The sequence below is a fragment of the Mucilaginibacter myungsuensis genome (genome assembly GCF_015222005.1).
GTDB classification, from domain to species: Bacteria; Bacteroidota; Bacteroidia; order Sphingobacteriales; family Sphingobacteriaceae; genus Mucilaginibacter; species Mucilaginibacter myungsuensis.
On sequence record NZ_JADFFL010000002.1, the window covers coordinates 249,881 to 272,934 of the forward strand.

Consider the following 23,054-nt stretch of genomic DNA (forward strand, 5'->3'; position numbering starts at 1 on the left):
AATTGTAGGTTTGGGTATGGCTGCTATCCAAAATATCAAGGTCTCTGTTGATGCTGTAGTGTTTGGTTACACTTCTAAAGAGGGCCTGTCGGTATTGTTGATCAAACGCAAAATAGAACCGTTCAAAGATAGCTGGGCTTTGCCCGGCGGCCTGGTGCTGGATGACGAATCGCTGGAGGATGCCGTGCAGCGCGAACTGGAAGAGGAGACCAGCGTCAACATCAACTACCTGGAACAACTTTACAGCTTCGGAAAACCAGGCCGGGATCCGCGTAACCGAGTGGTCTCCGTCACCTACTACGGTCTGGTCAAGCCTGACGGCCTTACCCTCGAGGCCCAGACCGATGCTGCCGAAGCGGCTTGGTTCAATATGCGCAACTGCCCTAAATTAGCTTTCGACCATCAGGACATCATCGTTAAAGCTTTACAGCGCTTAAAAGGTAAGATCCGTTACGAACCGATAGGCTTTGAGCTGCTGGACGAAAAATTTCCTTTCTCCGAACTCGAAAAGCTATACGCAACCGTATTAGAACGCCCTATCGATCGCCGCAATTTTAAAAAGAAGATCATGAAATTCGGCTTCATCATCGAGACCAACGAAAAGCAGCAATTGGAAAGCGCCGGTCGCCCGGGCAACTTGTTCTGCTTTGATCAGGCTAAGTATTTCGAATTAAAGAAGCAAGGAATAGCTTTCGAGATCTAATTTTCATATCATCTCAAAACACTGTCATATAACGATCCCCTAAAGGATAGTAGACGACACCAAAACATAAAAATATTCATGATAATATTTGCGTTGTAAAACACATTTTATAAAAGCGTATCATCTACACAAATATTAAATTCCGGTAGATCAGGTTAAAAAGGTAACATTGCGTAGCGATATGATTGCCGATATACAAAAGGCAAAAGCCCTCATCAACAACAAATAAACGAACATGAAAAAGCTGCTATTCCACATCTCTGATTATAAATACCTGGCCGATAAAGTATTGGCAAGCGGCTTGTTTGAAGAAGGGCAAGTAGAGACCGACATATTTACCGATGGAGAGCGTTACCAAAGGATATTATCAGACGTGGAGAACCGCAACGTGATCGTGATCGGGGGCACGGTGAATGACGCAACTACGCTGGAACTGTACGATCTGGCATCGTCGCTGGTGAGTTATGGCGCTAATTCGTTGAGTTTGGTGGTGCCATATTTTGGCTATTCTACCATGGAACGGGCCGTGAAACCGGGCGAGATCGTGACGGCTAAGAACCGGGCAAGGTTATTCTCGGCTATCCCGCGCAGTAATCGTGGTAACAAGATCTATTTGTTCGATCTGCATACCGAGGGCTTGCCGCATTATTTTGAGCATGAACTTTACCCGGTGCACGTGTATTGCAAGGAGCTGGTGATAGCCGCTGCCCGCCAATACGGTGGCGATGATCTGGTGATGGCAAGTACCGATGCCGGTCGGGCTAAATGGGTTGAGTCTTTAGCGAATGATATGGGTGTGAGCGCGGCCTTTATTTTAAAGCGCCGTTTAAAAGGCGACCATACCGAGGTAAGCGCCATCAACGCCGATGTGAAGGACAAGACGGTGATCATTTATGACGATATGATCCGCTCAGGCGGTAGCATTATTAACGCTGCGCGCACTTATAAAGAAGCAGGCGCGGCCAAGATCTATGTGATCACCACCCACGGCTTGTTCGTAAACAATGGTCTGCAAAAACTAAGGGATTGCGACCTGATAGAGAAAGTGATCTGCACCGACAGCCACAAGAACGTGAACGAGATCAATGATCCGTTCTTAGAAGTAAAAAGCATAGCCGACCTGATCGGTCATGAGCTGTGCAAGTAATGAAACATTACAATGATAACCGAAAAACAAAACAAGGGCATCAGCAAATTTATGAGCTATGTCCTTCGCCATAGGCCTGAAGTGATCGGGCTGCAACTGGATGAAAATGGCTGGGCCGACGTGGCCGAGCTGATCACCAAAGCCAATGCCAACGCGACCGAATGGAGCACGCCGATAACCATCGATATTGTAAAACATATTGTGGATACCAATGATAAAAAGCGTTTCGCTTTTAACGAGGATGGAACTAAGATCCGTGCGAGTCAGGGTCATTCCGTAGAGGTAGACCTGGCTTACGAGTCACAGACCCCGCCCGAAGTACTTTATCACGGAACGGCAACAAAGTTCTTAGATGCCATATTGATCGGGCGCCTCACCAAACAAAGCCGCCAACATGTACACATGAGCGAAAACATTGAGACCATGCTGGAAGTAGCCAAACGCCATGGCAAACCGGTGCTGTTGAAGATACACGCTGCCGAAATGGCGGCGGCGGGCTATCAGTTCTACCTGTCGGCCAATAATGTTTGGCTGACAGATAGTGTGCCTGCTGGGTTCCTCACAGTTGCCAGATAACATATCCGAACTTAAACCTTATCAAAACAACAAAAGCCGCCCATCGCAGGCGGCTTTTTGGTCACTAAAGAAAAAACGAGAAATTTTTAGAATGTCTTCGGGGTATAAACCTTTACCAGGCCGTCGTTCTCGCTGCTTACAATTAACAAGCTCTTTTTAGTTGGGCTGTCTTTAGCAGGGATCAGCAATACACCTTCAGGCGCGTCGCCGCATTTAAACATTTGCAGGAAAGTTGGGCGGGCAGGGTTGGTCACATCGTAAACGGCAACCGCATCGGCGCGCTCCATGCCAATTACGGCAATATCTTTATTACCTACTTTGCCTATGGTAATGCCTTCCGGCTCTACCGACTTGTCGTCGCTGCGGGTATCATCATACACACCGGGGCCGGTAGCCAATGCTTTAATGTCCAAGTCGTTTTGGCTATCGAAGATCCGTTTACCTGTCAAGCCATTCCAAATACTGAAAGAGCGTGCGCCTAAAGAATACAAGGCATCGTAATCGCCGTCGCCATCGGTGTCACCTAAAGTAGTGGTCACGTTCAAACGACCGATCTGTGCATCCGCTTTTAAAGCAGTACCGGTAGGGAAAGCGGTTGCGTCTAACCTCAGGTCCTTGACACGGGCAACCTCGGCAAAAGCGCTGTATTCGCGGGCGTCGCCCTCATTCGCGGTAAACATGTATGGTACGCCACCTTTTTCTAACAAGGCAATAGCATCCGGCATGTAAATGCCTTTTACCGGCCATTTAGCTAACAAGCCAACCGCGTTATCACGGTCGCTTGGATCTATCTCATTACCGGCAACGTTGTAATCTTTAAAGCCCAGCGGGAAGATATTGGTGATGGTTTTGCTGGCGATATCGATCTTAGCGATACCGTTGTTCTCTTGCAAAGTCACCCAGGCAGTTTTAGAATCGGCAGAGATCGTCACATATTCCGGTTCAATATCTTTTACAAAGTCGTTACCGATACCAAAGATGCGGAAACCGCCTGCTATTAAGGCCGCCCTTTGACCAACCATCGACGAAAAATCTATCGTAGTAACGGCATAATTTTGATCAACAGTGATGATAGATACAGTACCGGCAGGGTCATTGGCATAAGTATCATTTGGCTCGCCTTCGTTAGCGGTCATAATGTATTTACCGTCCGGTGAGTAAGTGATCATATCGGGCAGTGCGCCAACTGTGATCACTTTAACTTCTTTCAGGTCGTTAGTGTTAAATACGGCAACTTTACCATCAGCCTGTTTGTTGGTCGATTCGATAGCTGCTGCCAGCTTACCGTTACTTACCGCAACGCTATTTACCGCGCCACCGTAAGGGGCCATGCTGATCGAGTTGATCACGGTCATTTTGGTCGGGTCGGCAAAATCGATCACGTCAATCTTGTTCACCGTGCTGTTGTTCACCACAAAAAGGCGTTTTGTAGCCGGGTCAAAAGCGGTGATCTCGGCAGCGCCAACGTCACCGATATCGATAGAGCCTATTTCGGCAAAAGTTGATGGGTCTTCGTTAACGAAAGTGGGGTCGATAAAAGGAACTTCGGTCGTGTTCTTTTTACAGCCGAAAAAGGCCGCGCTTAATGCAATAGCGAGTAGAGTTTTTTTCATAGTACGTTAGATCAGTTTTGATCAGGCAAAACTATCGGCGCACTATTAAGTAATGAGGCTTGTTGCTTTAAGATTAGTTTAAGGCGCTGTTAATAATATTATATTATTGTTAACAGCGCAGGTAAATTGGCGTTAATGCCTTGCACGGGCCTTCAACACGCCACCAGCAGCCTCTTTGATCACACTGGTGAACATGAAAGCTTTAGGGTCTATCTTACGTACGATGTTGTTTATCCGGCGTAACTCCAAACGGGTGGCAACAGTGAATACAATATCTACCGGCTGGCTGATATCAAAACTTTCTTTCAGGAAACCGCGTTCGCCTTTATATACGGTGATACCACGTCCGAGATCCATCACCAAAGCCTCTTTGATCTGCTCGCTTTGGCCGGAGATGATGGTAACGCCAGTGTATTCTTCCAAACCTTCTATCACAAAGGTGATGGTGCGGGATGCCGCGTAATATGTTAAGATAGAATATAGCGCGGTAGGCAAACCTAGCTCGATAGCTGCGATCAGGAAGATGATGATATTGATACCCAGGATGATCTCGCTCACGGTAAAGCTAATGCGTTTACCAGTGTATAACGCCAATACCTCGATACCGTCCAACGCGCAACCGCCGCGAATGGCCAGACCGACACCGATACCCATAAACACACCGCCAAAAATGGAGACCAATAATTTGTCGTCAGTCACTTGCGGATACTCTATAAAAAGCAAACACAAGCCAAGTCCGATAACCGCCGCACTGGTTTTAATAGCAAAGGTGCGCCCTACTTGAAAAGCCCCCATAATAATGAAAGGCACATTGCACAGGATGATCACATAAGCGATGTTGAAATGATAAAGCTCGTGCAGTAACAGGGATATCCCGGTAACACCGCCGTCAAAAAATTTATTGGGGACCAGAAAACCTTTGAGCGCGAAACCGCAAAAAAGGATGCCTAAAACGGTATATAAAGTATCGGTGAGCCAGCGTGGTAGAGCGATGCCATTCATGCCGCTAATTTATTTATTTAATTTATCCTTTACCTGCTGTAAGTGCGCTTCTTTTTTTTGATGGCGCGAATTTATGGCCGATGCGGTAAAATAATGATGATTTTCGAGGAAGCGGACCTGTAAGGCATTCCACTCATCATCGGTATTGATGAAGCCGAAGACCGACAATTCGTTGAACAATTTATCGCCGATGGTAAAAAAATCATCGCGACCCAAGTAGTCCAGATCGGCATCGGCCAATATCTCCTCCAAATGGTTTTTGGGCGATTGCGGGATCTTGGTGGCCATGATCATGCCGCTTATCTTTTCGATGTCCGCCTCGGTGTAACCGTAAGCCGGTAAAGTTTCCTGAGCTATGCGGCAAGATTCTTCTTCGTGATCTTTAGCACCTTTTAAAAAGCCAGCATCGTGATACCAGGCGGCGGTTAACAGCAATTTCATATCGTGTTGGCCAACACCTTCCTGCGCACCTATCTGTTCGGCCGCGTTGTACACGTCCTGAATATGTTCTACACTGTGATAGGACAGGTGGCGCGGCAATTCCTTGCTTAGTTTGGTCATGATGTATTTGCCGGCCTTTTTAAACTGCATATCGGGTATCTTTCAGGATATAACGCACTAAGGTAGGGCAAAAGTTTTTATTTTAACAAATGCGTAAGGCATCATTTAACCAGCCGAACTTCCTCTCCTCGTCGATCCATTTCCCCTATTCATCGCATTTTTTAACGACTTCTGCCATAGACGGTCCACCTTACATAACATTTTAATTTTTCTCCCGTTATGACATCGGTCTGACTTTTTTACCAGATTTGTCAGGATATTCTCATTTAGTAAATTAAATTGACCATTTTCGTCAACTCGGTTTACCTTTGTATCGAAATATATCACAAGGGTTATGGCAAGTGCAGCATTCAACATCACAAACAGAACACAACAGAACGCTACTGTAAGGACAATTAGTGGCTTATCAAAAGGCATTAGCACCAACGTACTGCCAATGATCAGCCAGATGTTCAAGGATACGCTATTGTTCTCGGGACCGGAGATGGAAATGATGGCTCTATTCCTGACCGATCACGTCAGGACCGCCACTACTGCCGTAAAAGCAGCAGCGCTATTGGCCGCCGATCAATTTAAACCCAAGCCTGCACCATGCAGCGATGGTAATACGTTCGGCCATATGCAACCCTGTATTTAAACATCAACCACACTCACACTCCGAAAGATCATCATGAAAAAGATATACACACATTATAAAACACTGCTAATAGTACTGCTATCGGCATTCTCTTTAGCCGCCTCGGCCCAAAACCCAACGGTTATCAAGGGCGTGATCACCGATGCCCGGACAAAAGAGACCATGCCATCGGTAACCGTTGTGTTTAACGGCACCACCAAAGGAACCAGCGCCGATATCCACGGCAATTACACCCTGAGCGCCACCGGCGACTATAAACAGATCAAAGTATCATTCATTGGCTACAAAGCTGTAGTTCGCGATATTAAACCGGGCGAAACGCAGACCATTAATATTGCCCTGCAAGAAGACCGCCGCGAGTTGAGCGAGGTGATCGTTAAGTCGGGCAAAAAAGAAAAATACCGTAATAAAGGAAACCCCGCCGTAGAACTGATCCGCCAGGTAATTGCCCATAAGGAGCAGAACCGGATGGAGAACTACGACCATGCTGAATATAAACAATACGAGCGCATGTTCTTTTCGCTGAGTAACCTGTCGGATAATTTCAAGAACAAAAAGATGTTCAAGAATTATCAGTTCCTGTTTCGCGAGCAGGATTCGACAGCGATCGGCGGTAAGAACCTGCTGCCAATATATATGGAAGAAAAGCTTTCGGATAATTATTTCCGCAAGTCGCCCTACAGTAAAAAGCAGGTGATCCAGGCCACCAAAAAGGTGAAGTACGACGAGAATTTTGTGGACAATGATGGCTTGGCTACCTACTTTAACCGCATGTATCAGGATATCAACATTTATGATAACAACATCACTTTGTTGAATAACCAGATCTTGAGTCCTATTGCTGACGGCGCTCCAACATTTTACAAATTCTTTATTGTCGATACCGTAAAAGACGTTACCCCTAATCTGGTGCAGCTGGCCTTTACGCCGCGTAACACTACCGACATGCTTTTTGAGGGCAGCATTTACATCACCCTTGATGGCAACTACGCGGTACAGAACGCCGTTTTAGGCACTAACAAGAACATCAATTTGAACTTTGTGCGCCAAATGCACGCCACGCTATCGTTCGAGAAAAATCCGGATGGCCGCTATCATATGAGCCGTAGCGACCTGAAGATGGACTTTGGCCTGAACAAGAAAAAAGGTGGCGGTATCTTCGGCGAACGTGTAGTAACGCTGACCGATTACGAGATCAACAAAGAACGCCCGACCGAGATCTTTAAAGGTCCGGAGCAGGTAATAGCCGCTAATGCCGATGGCCAGGATGAATTATTTTGGACAGAGAACCGTACCGATAGTTTGGCCGCTTTGCAAGCCAACGTATATAGAGATGTTGATAGCCTGCAACGCATCCCATCATTCAGGCGTACGATGGACCTGGTGACTCTTGGGGTCGCAGGTTACAAGAACTTTCGCTGGTTTGAGGTTGGCCCGGTGAACACCTTTTATAACTTTAACCCGGTAGAAGGTTTCCGCATGCGTTTAGGTGGCCGTACCACGCCTGAGTTGAGCAAGCGTTATTACTTTGAGACATACGGCGCTTATGGTACCCGCGATCAGCGCTGGAAATACTTTGTAAGTTCTACCTACTCGTTGAACAACAAATCCATCTACTCGTTCCCGCAGAACTATATCCGCGCCAGCTATCAGCACGATACCAAGATCCCGGGTCAGGAGCTACAATTTGTTCAGGAGGATAACTTTCTGCTATCTTTCAAACGCGGCGATAACGACATGTGGCTGTATAACAACATCTTCAGGTTTGACCACGTGCGCGAATTTTCTAACCATTTCTCTTACAGCGTCGGCTTTAAAAAATGGGACCAAAGCGCTGCCGGTGGTCTGTACTTCCGCTCCGGCGTTGGCACAGGCGGTACTAATGTGAACACCATCCACACTACCGAGATCACTACCGAATTGCGCTACGCACCTAAAGAGAAATTTTATCAGGGTAAGATCTACCGTATCCCTATCCCCGATAAATATCCGGTGTATACCCTGCGTTACAACCAGGGCCTGAAAGGCTTTTTAGGTGGCGACTATAACTACAGCAACCTTACAGGTAACATCAGCAAACGCTTTTACCTATCGCAATTAGGTTTTGCCGATGTAAGTACCGAGGGCGGTTATCTGTTCGGCAAGGTCCCATTCGCGCTGATGGATATCCACCGCGCTAACCAAACTTATGCCCTGCAACTACGCTCGTATAACCTGATGAACTTTTTAGAGTTTGTGAGCGATCACTATGCCGCCGTGAACATCGACCAAAATTTTAACGGGTTCTTTTTTAACAAAGTGCCGTTGCTGCGCGATCTGAAACTGCGTGAGGTAGTATCATTTAAATCACTTTGGGGTGGCGTACGTGCCGAAAACAACCCGCTGAACGACCGCTCGCTGTTACGTTTCCCGGTTAAAGGCGATGGTACGCCTGTTACTTATACGTTGAATAATGGCCCTTATATGGAAGGCAGCGTAGGTGTGGGTAACATCTTTAAGCTGTTACGTGTAGATCTGGTGCGCCGCTTTAGCTACCTTGACCATGCCAATGCGCCGCAGTATGGTGTGAGGGCTTTGGTGGTATTGCAATTTTAAGTGTTGCTAAACCGATCTGCTAATTGTTATATTTGAAACACGGCCTTTGTTAGCTTGTTGATACAAGGGCCTACCAATTATATTTTGACCATGGGAGCTGCAGAAAAAAATATAGATGCATCAAAAGTTTGTTTTAAGCTGATCTATCTGCTAAAACGCTTGAACGATACCTGGCTAAGCAATAAGCTTTGCCACGCGCATCATTGCGATTTTAATACATCGCACATGCCCCTGTTCATGAGCATTGGTACCGATGGCATGTCCAACAACCAACTGGCCGCTCAAATAAACGTGACCAAGCAAGCCGCCAGCAAAACCATCAAAGAGTTAGAGAAGATCGGTCTGGTACGCTCTGAACGCTCCAGCAGCGATGCCCGTGCCGTGATGCTGTACTACACCCCCGCCGGCGAAGAATTCTATTTCCACATTAAAAACCAGGTGATAGAGCAGGAAGAGCGCTACAAGAAACTGGTCGGCCAAAAAAATTACGATACCGCCATGGAAGTATTGCAAAAGATGATCGCTTACCACGAGGAGCAAAACGGTAAACTGACGGTGGTATAACTCCTTATCGTTTATCCACACGGACTATCCTCACTGTCGAAGCTTTTTATGCAGGATGACCTGCCCGTCTTTTACACCAGCTTCTACAAAGCCGAATTTCTGTGCAAAGGCCAATGCTTTAACGTTACCCGTTTCCGTTTTGGCTACAAGACTCGCTACACGCAATTCCTTAACCGCTATTTCGGACAACATGCCAAAGGCGGATGCCATGATACCGCGTCCCCAATATTCCGGCTTTAATGATCCTCCTATTTCTACCGACTTAGTTTCGGTATCCCAATGATGAAGCGCGCAATCACCAATAATATCATCTGGCCGTTCGATGGTTCGGATAGTAAATATCCGCTCGCATAGCGACATTATTCTTCGGGTAAATACTTCGGGGCTTTCGTTAGTATCGGGTTCACCATCAGTCGGGAAATAAAGTCCGAAGAAAGCGTCGGCATCCGATAAAGTAAGTGGCTGTAAAATGATATTAGTACCGGCCACTTTATTTTATCTCTACAACAAACGCCCTTAAGCCAGCTAATTTGCCTTCGCGAAAATGCCAAACATCGCAATACTCGTAGTTGGTCATCTTTCCGCTTTTATCCTTCAGGCTTATCTTGCCTATAGCGGTAACAAATTCGCCTTCGGCTATCAGATCTTTTACATCAAACTGTGGGGGTTCAACGTAGGTCTCTTTCATGTATTCCCGCACGGCTTGTTTACCGCTTAGTATCTGATCGCCGATAAAATTCCATTCCGTATCATCGGTGCAGTAAGCCAGGAAACTTTCGTGATCGCCTTGTAATACAAATTCGTTGGCGGTAGTGAGTATCGTTTTATTGTCCATATTGCAATAAAGCTAATTGATCGCGAAATAGTTTAGCTCCCTGATCATGTACTACAGATCTTACTTAGGGATGATCAATCAGGCCGCGGGCAACCTGAAATAAAAACGGCTACCCTCACCAAGCGCGCTTTCCAAACCGATACTACCTTGCTGGGCCTCGATAAAGTCCTTAGAAATAGCTAAGCCCAAGCCCGACCCCGACTTGTTCTGCCCATCGGTCGGCACCTGAAAATAGCGGTCAAATAATCGCTTTTGATACTGTTCTTCTATCCCTTTGCCATGATCACGGACCGAAAACTCTACCATTTCTCCTGCCTTTTTAAGGTTGATGATCACCTTCGACTTTTCGGAACTATAACGCAAAGCGTTTGATAAAAAATTGACCAGCACCCAGGCGGTCTTTTCCACATCTACGGTCACGTTAGGCAGGTTAGCATCCTGTACCAGCTCCAATGTCACCTGTTTCTGCTCTGCCTGAAATTTGACGGCTTGCAAAGCATAGTTAACGATCAGTTGCGGGTCCGACGGTACAAAGTTCAGTTGGATATTACCCGTTTCTACCTGGGCCAGATCCAGCAATTCGCCGGTGATCTTTAGCAAGCGGTCGCTGTCGTCTTTAATATGTTCCAGCAGTTGTTGCTGTTCGGCGTTCATGCTGCCCACGCGTGTGTCCTGCATCAATTTCAGGCTCATTTTAATGGATGAGATGGGCGTTTTCAATTCGTGCGATATCGTGGCTATAAAGTTGGTCTTGGCCTCGTCCAGCTCCTTAAATTCGGTGATGTTGCGCAGCATATAAACTTTACCCGCAGAGTTTTTGGCCAACCGTAGCGGACCTTTATTGGCCGTCAAGTTAGGTACGGTTATCTCCCGTGTCTCTAACTGGAAATGGGAGTCCTTGCCATCCACCACGATCTTGAATGGCCGGCCGGGTTTGCCTTCTTCTATAATAGATCTTAGCAGATCGTTCCCCTTAGCCAGATCGGCTATCGAGCGGCCGTCCATATTATCGCCGGTCAGGTTCAGTATATTTTTGGCCGCGCTGTTAATAAAGAGCACCTCCTGGTTTTCGCTCACACCAATAATAGCGTCGCGCATTTGTTCTATGATGGTCTCGATGCGTTGTTTATCGCTCATGATCTGCGATACATTGCTGTTCTCCCAATCGTCCAACCGCTCGGCCATGTCATTAAAGGCATTGGCCACTTCGGCAAACTCATCGTTCTTTTTAAAGTGGATGCGCTGCTTATAATTTTTATCGCCGATGGCGCGGATACCCATCAGCAAAGTATGCAACGGGTTGATGATAAAGCCCGGAAAATTAACCGCGAAGGTGAACAACAACATAAATGTACATGCCGCCGCCGTCCCCAAAAATATCGCCGAATCATCTACCGACTTGCGGGTCTGCTCGTTCTTACGAACGATCGCCTGCATATTCACGGTTTCGATATTTGCCAGTTGACGACGTATCATACGCTCGGTTCTCTCCAATTCAGCAGCCGATGTTTTGCTTTTCAGATCATTAAACGCAGCACGTAAGCCGGCTACGGCTTGCCTTTCGCCGCGCTCGGTAATATTGTGTTCCTCTTTCTGTAATTCGCGGTCGAAATTCTGGGTTAGTTCTGTACTCAAAGGCAGGCTATGCTCGTCCAGGATCCGGCGCATCTCGCGGCAATAGTTCAGCGTTTCATAATTGTCCTTTAGGATAAATTTGGCGTTGTTGGATATGCGGTTAATGTAGTAAAGGGATACCACACCGAACACCATCACCACCAAAAACAAGAACCCGAAGCCGAGCCGTAGTTTATTTTTTACTTTCATGATAGGATCACTAAGTCTGTTTCTTTTGCCGCGATATTTTTGAGCAGCTGATTAAATATGGCCGTCCGCAAGATCACCTGGAATAGGCTCAGGTGCGGCTTGCCAATGCAAATGGTGGTTATCTCGCGTTCGTCGGCTATTTGCATGATCGTTAGGGCGATCTGGTCGCTTTTGATCTTGATCACCTCGGCACCCAATTCGGTAGCCAATTTAAAGTTATTAATTAAATGCCGCTGCTTATCCAGTTTTATACGCTCCATACTCTCGCCGCTACTTTGCACGTACAAAACTACCCATGGCGAGCGATAGTACGATGCCAATCGCGCCGTTTTACGTATCACCACCTTAGCTGTTTCGGCATTGGATGATATGCAGGCCAAAAACCTTTCAGGCCGCAGCTTAATTTGCTTCGGAACTTCTACATCTATCTTTCGCTCCAGGTGATGGGCAACCTCTTTCAGCGCGATCTCCCGCAGCTGCAATATCTTATCGTTACGGAAAAAATTTTGCAGCGCCCTTTCGATCTCGCTTTTATCATAGATCTTGCCATGTTTCAGGCGATCGATCAGTTCATCGGCCGTAAGATCTATGTTCACTACCTCATCAGCCATCTCTAAGATCTTATCGGGAATCCGTTCGGTGATGGCAATGCCGGTTATCTCTTCTATTTCCTCGTTCAGGCTCTCCAAATGCTGGATATTGACCGCCGTGATCACGCTGATCCCCGCCTCTAAAATATCGGCCACATCCTGCCAGCGTTTGCTGTTCTTACTGCCTTCGATATTGGTGTGAGCCAGTTCATCCACTACAACAACTTCGGGGTGGCGGTTAAGGACGGATTGCAGATCCATCTCATCCAATTCCTTACCCTTATAAAATATCTTACGGCGGGGGATAACAGGCAAACCTCCCAACAAAGCATGCGTCTCTGCCCGCATGTGCGTCTCAATATAGCCGATCTGGATATTGATGCCGCTCTTGAGTAAGGCATGCGCCTCCTGCAGCATACGGTAGGTCTTACCCACACCGGCGCTCATGCCGATGTAAACCTTCAGCTTGCCACGCCTGGACTTTTTAACCAGTTCGATAAAGTCTTTTACCGTGTTATCCATAACTAAGATATAACCACAAAGGGCACAAAGTTTTTCACAAAGAACACAAAGGCATTACGCAGAACTTTGTGTCCTTCGTGGTTTTTTCTCTTTGTGACCTTTGTGGTTAATTAACTCCAATAATTTAAAAAGACACCGCGAAACTCGCCGTCACCAGCGGGCTTGTGTTCGTCATCCCCTGTTGTTTAACAAAAATCTTGTCTTTACTATCGTAAAACTTACCCTCTAAGCGGATCACCGCATTGCTTACAGGCGCGTAGTCCACATTTAACGAGTAACCCTTGGTGCGGAAACCATTAGATGTCCCGGAGGCTATAATCATTCCGTTCCTGTCTTCGTAATATTCAAATCGTCCGGCTAAAGCCCACTGATCTGCTACCTGATAGCGAGCTATCGCTACCGGAGATATCACATGGTTAACATCATTACTACCTTTCGCTTTTTGCTGCGTACCGTAATCGAGACCTGCGGTAAAACCTAATTTGCTGCTTAGCTGAAAAATGCTGTAAAAGTTATGATAAAACCGGCGCACCCTCACCGAGTCGGCACCCTCGGTGCCCAAGTAGTTGCTGTAGTTAAGGGTGATCTTATCGGTAGCTTTGTAATAGACCTGTACGCCACCTGCCGGTGCACTGTTACCGTCCTGCCGGTTGATGCGCTGCCAGCCGTTCAGGTACAGACCGCTCAAGGTCAGTTTGCCATCATTGGTGATGTAGGTCAGCTTGGCACCCGACTCATAGTACGGCGTATTGTCGGATGCGATGTTTCGGGTAAGCACCCAGCAATCTTTAGAGATGGCGCTCTCGAAACCAATATGCGATGCAAAGATACCCGCGTCCAGCCATAGGTTGGCCGTTTTGGATAGCTTGATACCGGCGTTGGCTTCAAATACATTTTTAAGTACACCTTGCTCGGCAGCCAGGTTAGCGTTCGCGTAAGTACCCGCCATAACGGCCAGGTTACCACGGATCTTACCGTCATCGTAATTAGCTTTCAAGAAACCCAAATTAAGGTTAACCTCGTTATGGCGGTTGTGCGAATAAACAAAACCCGGACGGTTATTATTGGCTGGTCGGTTAAGGTCGAACCCGTAATAGATCTCGGCATAGCCGGTGATCTTTAAAGGCGACCCTTTCTTTTCTTGTGCAGTTACGGTGCAGGCTGCTAAAGCCAGTATGGTTGTTATGGTCAGTGTTTTTTTCATGGTGGTATATTAAATATCAGGTCAGTAAAATGTCCCATCGGGACAATATGTTGGTAGCAGTGTCTCGTCGAAGCCACTCGTGCCGTCAGGTACGGTACCTAAGTTGTGTACCTGACGGCACGCTATCATAATGGGCTATCCGTATGCTACCAACATATTGCTCCTACGGAGCAAGGGAAGTTTATCATTTCAATTCATCCAGCGCAACATTCAGTTTCAGCACGTTCACTTTTGCCGGGCCGAATAAGCCCAACAATGGTTTTTCTGTATGTGATGTCACCAACTCCACTACCTTCTGCTCGTCTAACTTGCGAATATCAGCTACGCGTTTGATCTGGATCTTGGCAGCCTCGGGCGAGATGTCCGGATCCAGGCCACTGCCCGATGCGGTCACCATTTCGGCTGGGATATCGGCACGTTTTAGGTATGGGTGATATTTCAGCAGGGTATCTATCCTGTCGCTTACCTGTTGCAGATAGTCGGGGTTTGAGGGGCCTTTGTTTGAACCGGCCGAACCGGCCGCGTTATAACCCACAGCCGATGGCCTGCCCCAAAAGTATTGGGGCTTGGTAAAACTCTGGCCGATGTTGGCGTAACCAACTACTTTGCCGTTCGCTATAATGGTTTCGCCGTCGCCTTTTCCTTTAGATAGTTTGCCTATCCCCGCAACAAGCAGCGGATAAACGACGCATAACAACACTGTAAGTGTTAAGGTAATGCGGATGGCTTTTAAAATATTAGAATTCATGATGATGATAATTAAAAGAATAATGAGATGAACAGATCGATCAGCTTGATGCCTATAAATGGCGCGATCACACCGCCTAAACCGTATATAAGCAGGTTGCGGCGCAATAAGGCACTTGCACCGATCGGCTTGTATTCAACCCCCTTCAAGGCCAACGGGATCAGCACAGGGATAATGATGGCATTGAAGATCACCGCTGAAACAATAGCGCTTTCGGGACTGTGCAAGCCCATGATATTGATGGCCTGCAAGGCCGGTATCGATGCAATGAACAAAGCCGGGACGATGGCGAAATATTTAGCCACATCGTTAGCTATAGAGAAAGTGGTAAGCGTACCTCGGGTGATCAACAACTGTTTACCTATCTCAACGATCTCGATCAGTTTGGTCGGGTCGTTGTCAAGATCCACCATGTTACCGGCTTCTTTGGCGGCTTGCGTACCACTGTTCATGGCCACGCCAACGTCGGCCTGGGCCAAGGCGGGGGCATCATTTGTACCGTCACCCATCATGGCAACCAGGCGGCCGCTTTGCTGCTCGTGCTTAATGTAGTTCATTTTATCCTCGGGCTTAGCCTCGGCAATAAAGTCGTCCACACCAGCCTTGGCGGCAATAAATTTGGCCGTAAGCGGATTGTCTCCGGTAACCATTACAGTTTTGATACCCATTTTACGTAAGCGCTCAAAACGCTCGGCAATGCCGGGCTTAATGATGTCCTGCAACTCGATCGTCCCCAGTACTTTTTCGTTTTGAGCGACCACCAGGGGTGTACCACCGTTTGATGATATCTCTTTAACCCGACCGGCAACATCATCAGGGAAGCTATTGCCCGCGTTTACCGATAGCGACCGGATAGCATCGAACGCGCCTTTACGGATGCGCAGACCATCGGGTGTATCAATACCGCTTGACCGGGTCTCGGCAGTGAACCTAATAAATTCAGCCCCTTCGGGGGCGGTCTGCGCGATCTTTATTTTGCTATGCCCGGCCAATTCGATGATAGACTTACCTTCGGGTGTCTCATCTGCAAGCGACGATAATACAGCGGCCTTCACCAGGTCATCCGGCGCAACATCCAGTGCCGGCCAAAAATGCGTGGCTTTGCGGTTACCAATGGTGATCGTTCCTGTTTTATCCAACAGCAATACGTCGATATCGCCGGCGGTCTCCACCGCTTTACCCGATTTGGTGATCACGTTGGCCCTCAAAGCGCGGTCCATACCGGCAATGCCGATGGCTGATAACAGTCCGCCAATAGTGGTCGGGATCAGACATACGAACAGCGATATCAGCGCAGCGATAGTGATCGGCGTGTTGGCATAGTCAGCAAAAGGCTTCAGGGTAACACAAACAATAATAAAGATGAGCGTAAAACTGGCTAACAAAATGGTCAGGGCTATTTCGTTAGGTGTTTTTTGGCGCGACGCACCTTCTACCAAAGCGATCATCTTATCCAAAAAGCTTTCGCCCGGCTCTGTGGTGACACGTACTTTGATCTGGTCGGACAGTACTTTAGTACCACCCGTTACCGATGACTTATCGCCACCAGCCTCCCTGATCACCGGGGCCGACTCGCCGGTAATGGCCGATTCATCTATCGTAGCCAAACCTTCAATGATCTCGCCATCGGTAGGGATTGTATCACCGGCTTCGCAAAAAAACACATCGCCTTTGCGTAATTCGTTGGATGACCTGCTTTGTATGGTACCGTTAGCTGCGATCACCTTTGCCGGTGTTTCCTCGCGGGTCTTGCGCAAACTGTCGGCCTGGGCTTTGCCACGTGCTTCGGCAATAGCCTCGGCAAAATTGGCGAACAGCAAAGTGAGGAACAGCACTATAAATATCAACACGTTGTAAGCGAAAGAGCCTTGCCCGCTATGCGTAAAACTGTAGACAGACATGTACAGCATAATGGCGGTACCCACCTCTACGGTGAACATCACCGGGTTACGCAGCATTACCCGTGGGTTCAGTTTGATGAACGACTCTTTCAAAGCTGTTTGAACAAGAGCCGGTTCGAATAATTTATTTGATGAAGTTTTCATTTGTTTTCTTTTATACCCGGGTTACTTTATCATCGAAAAATGTTCGGCCAACGGACCGAGGGCCAGCGCCGGGAAGTAGGATAATGCATTCAGTACCAGTATCACCGCAAAGGTCATCAGGCCAAAAGTCACGGTATCGGTCTTTAACGTACCGGCCGACTCTGGGATATATCTTTTTTGCGCCAGCAAGCCGGCAATAGCCACCGGACCAATAATGGGTAGGAACCGACCTAACAGCATTATAATGCCGGTAGACACATTCCAAAAGATGTTATTATCGCCCAATCCTTCAAAGCCAGATCCATTGTTGGCATTGGCCGATGTCATCTCGTACAGCATTTCGCTAAAGCCGTGGAAACTTGGGTTATTCAACCAGGCTGACGGCTTAACTGCCCAGTCGGCGTTACCATGGGTGGTAAACACGTAAGCTGCGATGGCGGTTCCGGCCATTATTAAAAATGGACTGAGTAAGGTGATCAACGCGGCTATCTTTACCTCGCGCGCCTCTACCTTATGGCCTAAAAACTCTGGCGTGCGGCCCACCATCAACCCGGATATGAACACCGCGATGATGAGGTAGATAAAGTAATTGAGCACACCTACGCCACAGCCACCAAAAAATCCGTTGATCATCATACCCAGCAGCTGCCATAACCCGCTCAGCGCCATGGTACTGTCGTGCATACCGTTCACCGAGCCTGTGGAAACGATGGTGGTCAGTGTACTCCAAAATGCGGTAGCGGTCGGGCCAATTCGTACCTCTTTCCCTTCCATTGCACCTGTAGGCTGTGCAATGCCCATTTTGGCGATCAGTGGGTTACCCGCCGTCTCGGTGCTAATGCTTGGGATTAGGAGAAGCAAAGCGCCGATCATCATCACCCCAAAGATCACCCAGCCTAACTTTTTGCGGCGGATAAAGTAGCCGAAACATAACACCATGGCTATTGGGATGATCATTTGTGAAACGATCTCGGTTATATTGGTCAGATAATTCGGATTCTCCAGCGGATGTGCCGAGTTAGCGCCGAACCAGCCCCCACCATTAGTACCCAAATGTTTTATAGCGATGAACTGCGCTGCCGGTCCGCGCGATACGTTCACGGTATCGCCTTGCAGCGATATGAACTGGTCCTTAGCGGCGTAACTTGCCGGGGTGCCGTTAAAGGTCAATATCAATGAAACCACTATAGACAGTGGCAATAGTAAGCGGGTGATGGCTTTGGTAAAATAGTTCCAAAAGTTACCCAGATCGGTAGTTGTTTTATCGCGGAAAGCTTTAAAGAAAGCTACCGCGCAGGCGATCCCGGTAGCGGCACTCACAAACTGCAAAAACATAAATATGTAGTGCTGCACCAGGTAACTCGCACCACTTTCGCCGCTGTAGTGCTGCAGGTTACAGTTCACTACAAAGCTGATGATGGTGTTGAAGGCCAGATCGGCGGTCATGCCGGGGTTTCCGTCGGGGTTCCAGGGGAGCTTGTCCTGGTTCATCAATACAAAAAAGCCGTACACCAGCCACAACAGGTTGATGCACATCATGGCCTTTAAAAACTGTTTCCAGTTCATGGGTTGGTTTGGGTCGATGCCGGATAGTTTGTAAATGCCGGTCTCGAGCGGGCGCATAAAGTCGGTCCATACCTTTTCGCCGGCAAACATTTTTGCCAGGTATTTACCAAGCGGGATGCCGATCACCAGCATCATGACGAACGAGACGATGATCCCCAATATTTCTGTGTTCATGGTGTGTTCTCTTTAAAAATTTTCGGGTTTGAGCAGCACATATACCATGTATATGAAAACTGCGATAGAAATGATAAATAATGCGGTCATGGGAGTTAGATCGTTTCGAACCAATTGATGGATCTGTAAATGAAATACCAGCCGATAACAAGGGCGGGGAAAAGCAAAATGGTCAACATATGGATATAGCGTTTTTGATACGGCTATACCAAAGGGGATACCACAGAAAGGCCAAAACAAACAAATATTTGTTTATCAGCACCTTACAAGTCAAGATGACATTTGCGCAAGATGAAGAGAGATCTAAACCCTTCCATTTTGAAAAAAGAAATGCCCCGAAACAGCATGGTTCGGAGCATTAAAGGAGATATTTTGTGAAAGGCTGCCCTATTGGCTGATCCCGTATTCTTCCATTTTGCGGTAAAGCGTAGTTAAACCGATCTTCATCAAACGGGCGGCCTCGGTCTTATTCCCTTTGGTATGGTTCAGCATCCACAGGATATGGCGCTTTTCTACCTCGGCCATTTCATGCGGTATGCCCGATTGGGTGGTATGATCGTTGAACGGCAGATCTTCGGCCGATAGCACCTCGCCATCGGTCAGTATCACCGACCGTTCGATCACATTCTTCAACTCGCGGATGTTGCCTTTCCAACGATGGCTTTTTAAGCGGTCCATCATCTGATCGGATATGCCGATCACTTTTTTATTGGTCTTTTGGGCAAAGTGTGTTACAAACTGCAAGGCCAACAGGGGGATATCTTCGGGCCGATCGTTAAGCGATGGCAGTTGCAAATTAAATACCGACAGCCGATAAAAAAGATCGCGCCTAAAATTGCCTTTTTCTATTTCTTCTTCCAGATCGCGGTTGGTGGCTGCAATAATGCGTACGTTCAGTTTTTGCGTTTTGGTATCGCCTACCTTCATCAGTTCGCCGGTCTCCAGCACCCGCAACAATTTAGCCTGAAGGTCGATATTCATTTCGCCGATCTCGTCTAAAAACAGGGTGCCACCATCCGCTTCTTCCAATAAGCCGCGCTTGTCTTTAGTAGCTCCGGTAAAGGCTCCGGCCTTATAACCGAACAATTCGCTCTCTAACAGATCCTTTGCAAAAGCACTGCAATTGACCGCCACAAATGACCGCTGTTTCCTTGGCGAATTATAATGTATAGCCTGCGCAAACACTTCTTTACCTGTACCTGTTTCGCCAAGTAATAGCACCGTAGTATCAGTAGCTGCTACCTTACGGGCCAGGTTGACCGCCTGCTGCAAGGCCGGCGAATTACCGACGATCCTATCAAAACCATGATCACCGATCAGCCGGCTCTCTAACTGAAATAACTTGTACTGTACCGCTGCTTTCTCGGATGCTTTTGCCAGCAGTGGCAAAATGCGATCGTTGTCGTCGCCTTTGGTGATGTAATCGAACGCGCCGTTCTTAATAGCCGTTACACCATCCTGGATAGTGCCATAAGCTGTTAAACAAATGACCTCGATGTAAGGGTATTTATCTTTGATCTTTTTGACCAGCTCCACGCCACTGGCGTCCGGCAGTTTAACGTCGCTCAGCACCAGATGCACCAAATGCTTCGACAGCATTTCCAGCCCATCCCTGGCAGTATGCGCCCGCAGGGTATGGTATCCCTCCAGTTCGATGATCCGGCTGATGAGGCCGGCCAGTTTTACTTCATCATCAATGATGAGCACGGTGAGTTGCATAACGAGTTTTTAAACTTGTTGCAAAGTAACGAACAATTAGGGATATCGATCTTGACAGATGCACCGAAGTGCAGCAGAAGATGTTTTCTGCCTGTAAAAAGATGGACCGGGGTCGTTGATAATTAAGTGGACAATAGCTATCGGACCATCAAATATGTTCGGTTATAAAAGATACCGACAGCCTCAAAGTAAGTCTTTTGACCGAGATCTATTCTCCACCACCAACGCTTTGATCATTTGCCGCCCGCTTTCCCAACGCTTGGCGCGGTTAATCAATTTGATCATCGCCCGGTCTTTTATCTCCCCATTCTGATAATAATCCGGCATAGCACCTTTCATAGCGTTGTGGATCTCGGAGACATTGCCATTCAGAATTAACTCCGGTCGACTTTTTACCAGCTCGGCTAAAGCGTCGGCCATGCTGGCGGCGTAATAAGGGCAGTCCCAATCATGGCGATAGGGTTCATCGCCATGTATATTCACTTTTTGTAAGGGGTGCGAAAGGTCCTCGATCAGCTCGGCTACGGCATCGCCAAAAACATTTGAGTATTCGCTAATAAAAAAGCTCCACCAGCGTGGGTGATGCGGCAGGTCTTTCAATAGCGTATCGCAGATCATGACCCGTTGCGGAAAATCGGCATTGGCGGGATCCATAATTACCAGCGACACCCCAAAATGCCCTTCCTGGGCCGAGTGGCGACTGTATATCACAAAATACTGCGGTTGTTTAACGCCATCGCGGTGCATATTGGCGGTGAGTTCTTTAACCTCGTGCAGGCGATCCTCAAGATAGCCACGTTTAAAGATCACATGTAAATTACCTTCGCCCTTTCTCAAGCAGCGTTGGCTGTTCTCATCAAACACATTGATATTAGCCGGGCGACTAACAAAATGGTTACCGCTATTGTATCGCAACACATCACAGCCGGGCGGATAGGTGATTATATCCGAGGTATCACCGGCTTCTGTTTGTTTATTAGGCTGTACCGACCGGAAAGGGATGTGCATATCCTCGCTATCTATGCGGCGGGCGAGATTATAAATGCGCTGCTCGGACGGGGCTAATAGCGGGTCGCCTGTTACCTCATCAAAATAAACTTGAGTTACGTCACGTTCGAGGTGGCTTTCGATCGACGGGTTTTTTAATAGTTTCCGAAGCGGATGAGGTGATGTCAGAAAGAGATCGCGCAGGGCATCGTTGGCCAAATACTCGTCTGCTGAATGGTCGAAACGGAATAGTGTCCGGTCTTCATGACGGTCCATCCAGTCGCGCAATACGCCGAACATCTCCTCCTCAAAATATTGGTTGGCTGCTTCTGCGGCCTCCTGTGTGCAGGAAGAATGTTCCATTAAAAATATATCCGAGTTATTAACGTGAGCCCTAATATATGATAGTTGCAGCATCCTTTTTCCGGGATTTTAATTATCCTGAAAATATTACCGGGATACTCCAAAATGGAGAAAATTAATGGCTATCGCATGAGCTATCATTATACAAAAAGGTAGTTAAGCTTAATACGGATCGCCTATTGCGGTCACCTGCCGTAAGTACCTTTGCCCAATGGCGATCATCTCCGGAAACGACTTTAGGCAGGCAACAGGAACTACCAAACTGCCCCGACTTGCCAACCTCTTAATGCGCCTGATAAAGATCGATGCTTTTAACGATATGATGGTGCAGGCGGGCGATATTAAAGGCCTGGAGTTCGCCCGTTTTGTATTGTCCTACCTGGATATCAAAATAGAGGTAGACGCTGCCACACTTAAGCACATACCAATGAGTGGTGCGTTCATTGCTGTGGCCAACCATCCTTACGGCGCTATCGAATCACTCGCGCTATTAAATATATTAGCCACACAAAGGCCAGACACGCTTTTTATGGGCAACTTTCTGTTGAAACGTGTGCCCAACCTGTCCGATTATATCATTGCCGTCAACCCGTTCGAAACCATCCGGGACAGCTCCAGCATTAGCGGATTAAAGACCACCTTGTGTAAGCTTAAGTCGGGCACGCCGGTAGCCATCTTCCCCGCCGGCGAAGTAGCCGCCTTCAACCTCAAAAAATTTAAAGTCACCGACCGCGAATGGCACCCCGTAGTAGGTAAACTGATAGCCAAAGCCAAGGTCCCGGTACTGCCGATCCATTTTGAGGGTAATAATAGTTTTTGCTTTAGCCTGCTTAGATATATCCACCCGTCCCTGCAAACCGCCATGCTGCCTACCGAACTTTTTAGTAAAAAAGACAAGGTGTTGAGGGTAAGTATCGGCAAATTGGTCGGCACAGCAGAGGTTCCTTTATCGAATGAGCCTTCGGCTTTGTTGGGGGAGCTTCGAAAAAAAACTTATGAACTTTGCCCGCAAGCCACTTTTCCTCTAACAGACAGCTAAGGATAGTTGGGCGGGGCTTTGTATCTATTTTGGCGATAAC

At 47.6% G+C, this 23,054-nt stretch carries 20 protein-coding genes; 7 read left to right on the forward strand and 13 right to left on the reverse strand.

All coding sequences use genetic code 11. From position 1 onward, the window contains the following. Positions 1 to 16 precede the first annotated feature (16 nt). From IRJ16_RS04940 to IRJ16_RS04950, 3 genes are all read left to right on the forward strand, one after another. Complete coding sequence (locus tag IRJ16_RS04940) at positions 17 to 703, forward strand: NUDIX hydrolase (RefSeq protein WP_194110423.1); 687 nt, start codon at positions 17 to 19, stop codon at positions 701 to 703. A 235-nt stretch (positions 704 to 938) separates the two neighbouring features. Continuing rightward, the gene (locus tag IRJ16_RS04945; protein ID WP_194110424.1) at positions 939 to 1,850 is read left to right on the forward strand and encodes a ribose-phosphate diphosphokinase; all 912 of its coding nucleotides are present in this window, start codon (positions 939 to 941) and stop codon (positions 1,848 to 1,850) included. A 12-nt stretch (positions 1,851 to 1,862) separates the two neighbouring features. Continuing rightward, positions 1,863 to 2,426: an RNA 2'-phosphotransferase gene (locus tag IRJ16_RS04950; protein WP_194110425.1), complete on the forward strand. Its 564-nt coding sequence runs from the start codon at positions 1,863 to 1,865 to the stop codon at positions 2,424 to 2,426. Positions 2,427 to 2,512: 86 nt separating this feature from the next. Here IRJ16_RS04950 and IRJ16_RS04955 read toward each other — a convergent pair whose 3' ends face one another. From IRJ16_RS04955 to IRJ16_RS04965, 3 genes are all read right to left on the reverse strand, one after another. Further along, positions 2,513 to 4,039, reverse strand: coding sequence for a choice-of-anchor I family protein (locus IRJ16_RS04955; protein WP_194110426.1), 1,527 nt, complete (start codon positions 4,037 to 4,039; stop codon positions 2,513 to 2,515). A 132-nt stretch (positions 4,040 to 4,171) separates the two neighbouring features. Continuing rightward, on the reverse strand, positions 4,172 to 5,041 hold the full coding sequence (locus IRJ16_RS04960) for a YitT family protein (RefSeq protein ID WP_194110427.1): 870 nt from the start codon (positions 5,039 to 5,041) through the stop codon (positions 4,172 to 4,174). Positions 5,042 to 5,050: 9 nt separating this feature from the next. Then, positions 5,051 to 5,632 (reverse strand): HD domain-containing protein, encoded by a 582-nt coding sequence (locus IRJ16_RS04965; protein ID WP_194110428.1) that lies wholly within the window; start codon positions 5,630 to 5,632, stop codon positions 5,051 to 5,053. Between the two features lie 304 nt (positions 5,633 to 5,936). Here IRJ16_RS04965 and IRJ16_RS04970 point away from each other — a divergent pair, with 304 nt between their 5' ends. The 3 genes from IRJ16_RS04970 to IRJ16_RS04980 all read left to right on the forward strand — a co-directional run bounded on the left by IRJ16_RS04970 (position 5,937) and on the right by IRJ16_RS04980 (position 9,398). Next, entirely contained in the window at positions 5,937 to 6,239 is a 303-nt protein-coding gene (locus IRJ16_RS04970; protein WP_194110429.1) for a hypothetical protein, read from the forward strand. A gap of 33 nt (positions 6,240 to 6,272) precedes the next feature. Continuing rightward, positions 6,273 to 8,834 (forward strand): DUF5686 and carboxypeptidase-like regulatory domain-containing protein, encoded by a 2,562-nt coding sequence (locus tag IRJ16_RS04975; protein ID WP_194110430.1) that lies wholly within the window; start codon positions 6,273 to 6,275, stop codon positions 8,832 to 8,834. A 90-nt stretch (positions 8,835 to 8,924) separates the two neighbouring features. Beyond that, positions 8,925 to 9,398, forward strand: a complete 474-nt coding sequence (locus IRJ16_RS04980; protein ID WP_194110431.1) for a MarR family winged helix-turn-helix transcriptional regulator — start codon at positions 8,925 to 8,927, stop codon at positions 9,396 to 9,398. A 30-nt stretch (positions 9,399 to 9,428) separates the two neighbouring features. Here the strand turns inward: IRJ16_RS04980 and IRJ16_RS04985 are convergent, their stop codons facing one another. The 10 genes from IRJ16_RS04985 to IRJ16_RS05035 all read right to left on the reverse strand — a co-directional run bounded on the left by IRJ16_RS04985 (position 9,429) and on the right by IRJ16_RS05035 (position 21,975). Next, the gene (locus IRJ16_RS04985; RefSeq protein WP_194110432.1) at positions 9,429 to 9,887 is read right to left on the reverse strand and encodes a GNAT family N-acetyltransferase; all 459 of its coding nucleotides are present in this window, start codon (positions 9,885 to 9,887) and stop codon (positions 9,429 to 9,431) included. Position 9,888: 1 nt separating this feature from the next. Then, positions 9,889 to 10,233: a nuclear transport factor 2 family protein gene (locus tag IRJ16_RS04990; protein WP_194110433.1), complete on the reverse strand. Its 345-nt coding sequence runs from the start codon at positions 10,231 to 10,233 to the stop codon at positions 9,889 to 9,891. 78 nt (positions 10,234 to 10,311) lie between these two features. Beyond that, entirely contained in the window at positions 10,312 to 12,057 is a 1,746-nt protein-coding gene (locus IRJ16_RS04995) for a HAMP domain-containing sensor histidine kinase (protein ID WP_194110434.1), read from the reverse strand. After that, a complete protein-coding gene (locus IRJ16_RS05000; protein ID WP_194110435.1) occupies positions 12,054 to 13,169 on the reverse strand; it encodes a sensor protein KdpD in 1,116 nt (371 codons plus the stop codon). Before IRJ16_RS05000 ends, IRJ16_RS04995 begins: the two co-directional genes overlap by 4 nt. A 124-nt stretch (positions 13,170 to 13,293) precedes the next feature. Further along, the gene (locus tag IRJ16_RS05005) at positions 13,294 to 14,373 is read right to left on the reverse strand and encodes a porin (protein ID WP_194110436.1); all 1,080 of its coding nucleotides are present in this window, start codon (positions 14,371 to 14,373) and stop codon (positions 13,294 to 13,296) included. A gap of 184 nt (positions 14,374 to 14,557) precedes the next feature. After that, on the reverse strand, positions 14,558 to 15,121 hold the full coding sequence (locus IRJ16_RS05010) for a K(+)-transporting ATPase subunit C (protein WP_194110437.1): 564 nt from the start codon (positions 15,119 to 15,121) through the stop codon (positions 14,558 to 14,560). 11 nt (positions 15,122 to 15,132) lie between these two features. Further along, positions 15,133 to 17,166, reverse strand: coding sequence for a potassium-transporting ATPase subunit KdpB (gene kdpB, locus IRJ16_RS05015; protein ID WP_194110438.1), 2,034 nt, complete (start codon positions 17,164 to 17,166; stop codon positions 15,133 to 15,135). A 21-nt stretch (positions 17,167 to 17,187) separates the two neighbouring features. Further along, a complete protein-coding gene (gene kdpA / locus IRJ16_RS05020) occupies positions 17,188 to 18,906 on the reverse strand; it encodes a potassium-transporting ATPase subunit KdpA (protein WP_194110439.1) in 1,719 nt (572 codons plus the stop codon). A gap of 387 nt (positions 18,907 to 19,293) precedes the next feature. Next, positions 19,294 to 20,625 carry a sigma-54-dependent transcriptional regulator gene (locus IRJ16_RS05030; protein WP_194110441.1) on the reverse strand — a complete coding sequence of 444 codons (1,332 nt, stop codon included), beginning with the start codon at positions 20,623 to 20,625 and terminating at the stop codon, positions 19,294 to 19,296. A 183-nt stretch (positions 20,626 to 20,808) separates the two neighbouring features. Beyond that, a complete protein-coding gene (locus IRJ16_RS05035) occupies positions 20,809 to 21,975 on the reverse strand; it encodes a hypothetical protein (protein ID WP_194110442.1) in 1,167 nt (388 codons plus the stop codon). Positions 21,976 to 22,186: 211 nt separating this feature from the next. On the opposite strand from IRJ16_RS05035, the gene IRJ16_RS05040 reads away from it, so the two are divergent. Then, positions 22,187 to 23,014 (forward strand): 1-acyl-sn-glycerol-3-phosphate acyltransferase, encoded by an 828-nt coding sequence (locus IRJ16_RS05040; protein ID WP_194110443.1) that lies wholly within the window; start codon positions 22,187 to 22,189, stop codon positions 23,012 to 23,014. Positions 23,015 to 23,054 lie beyond the last annotated feature (40 nt).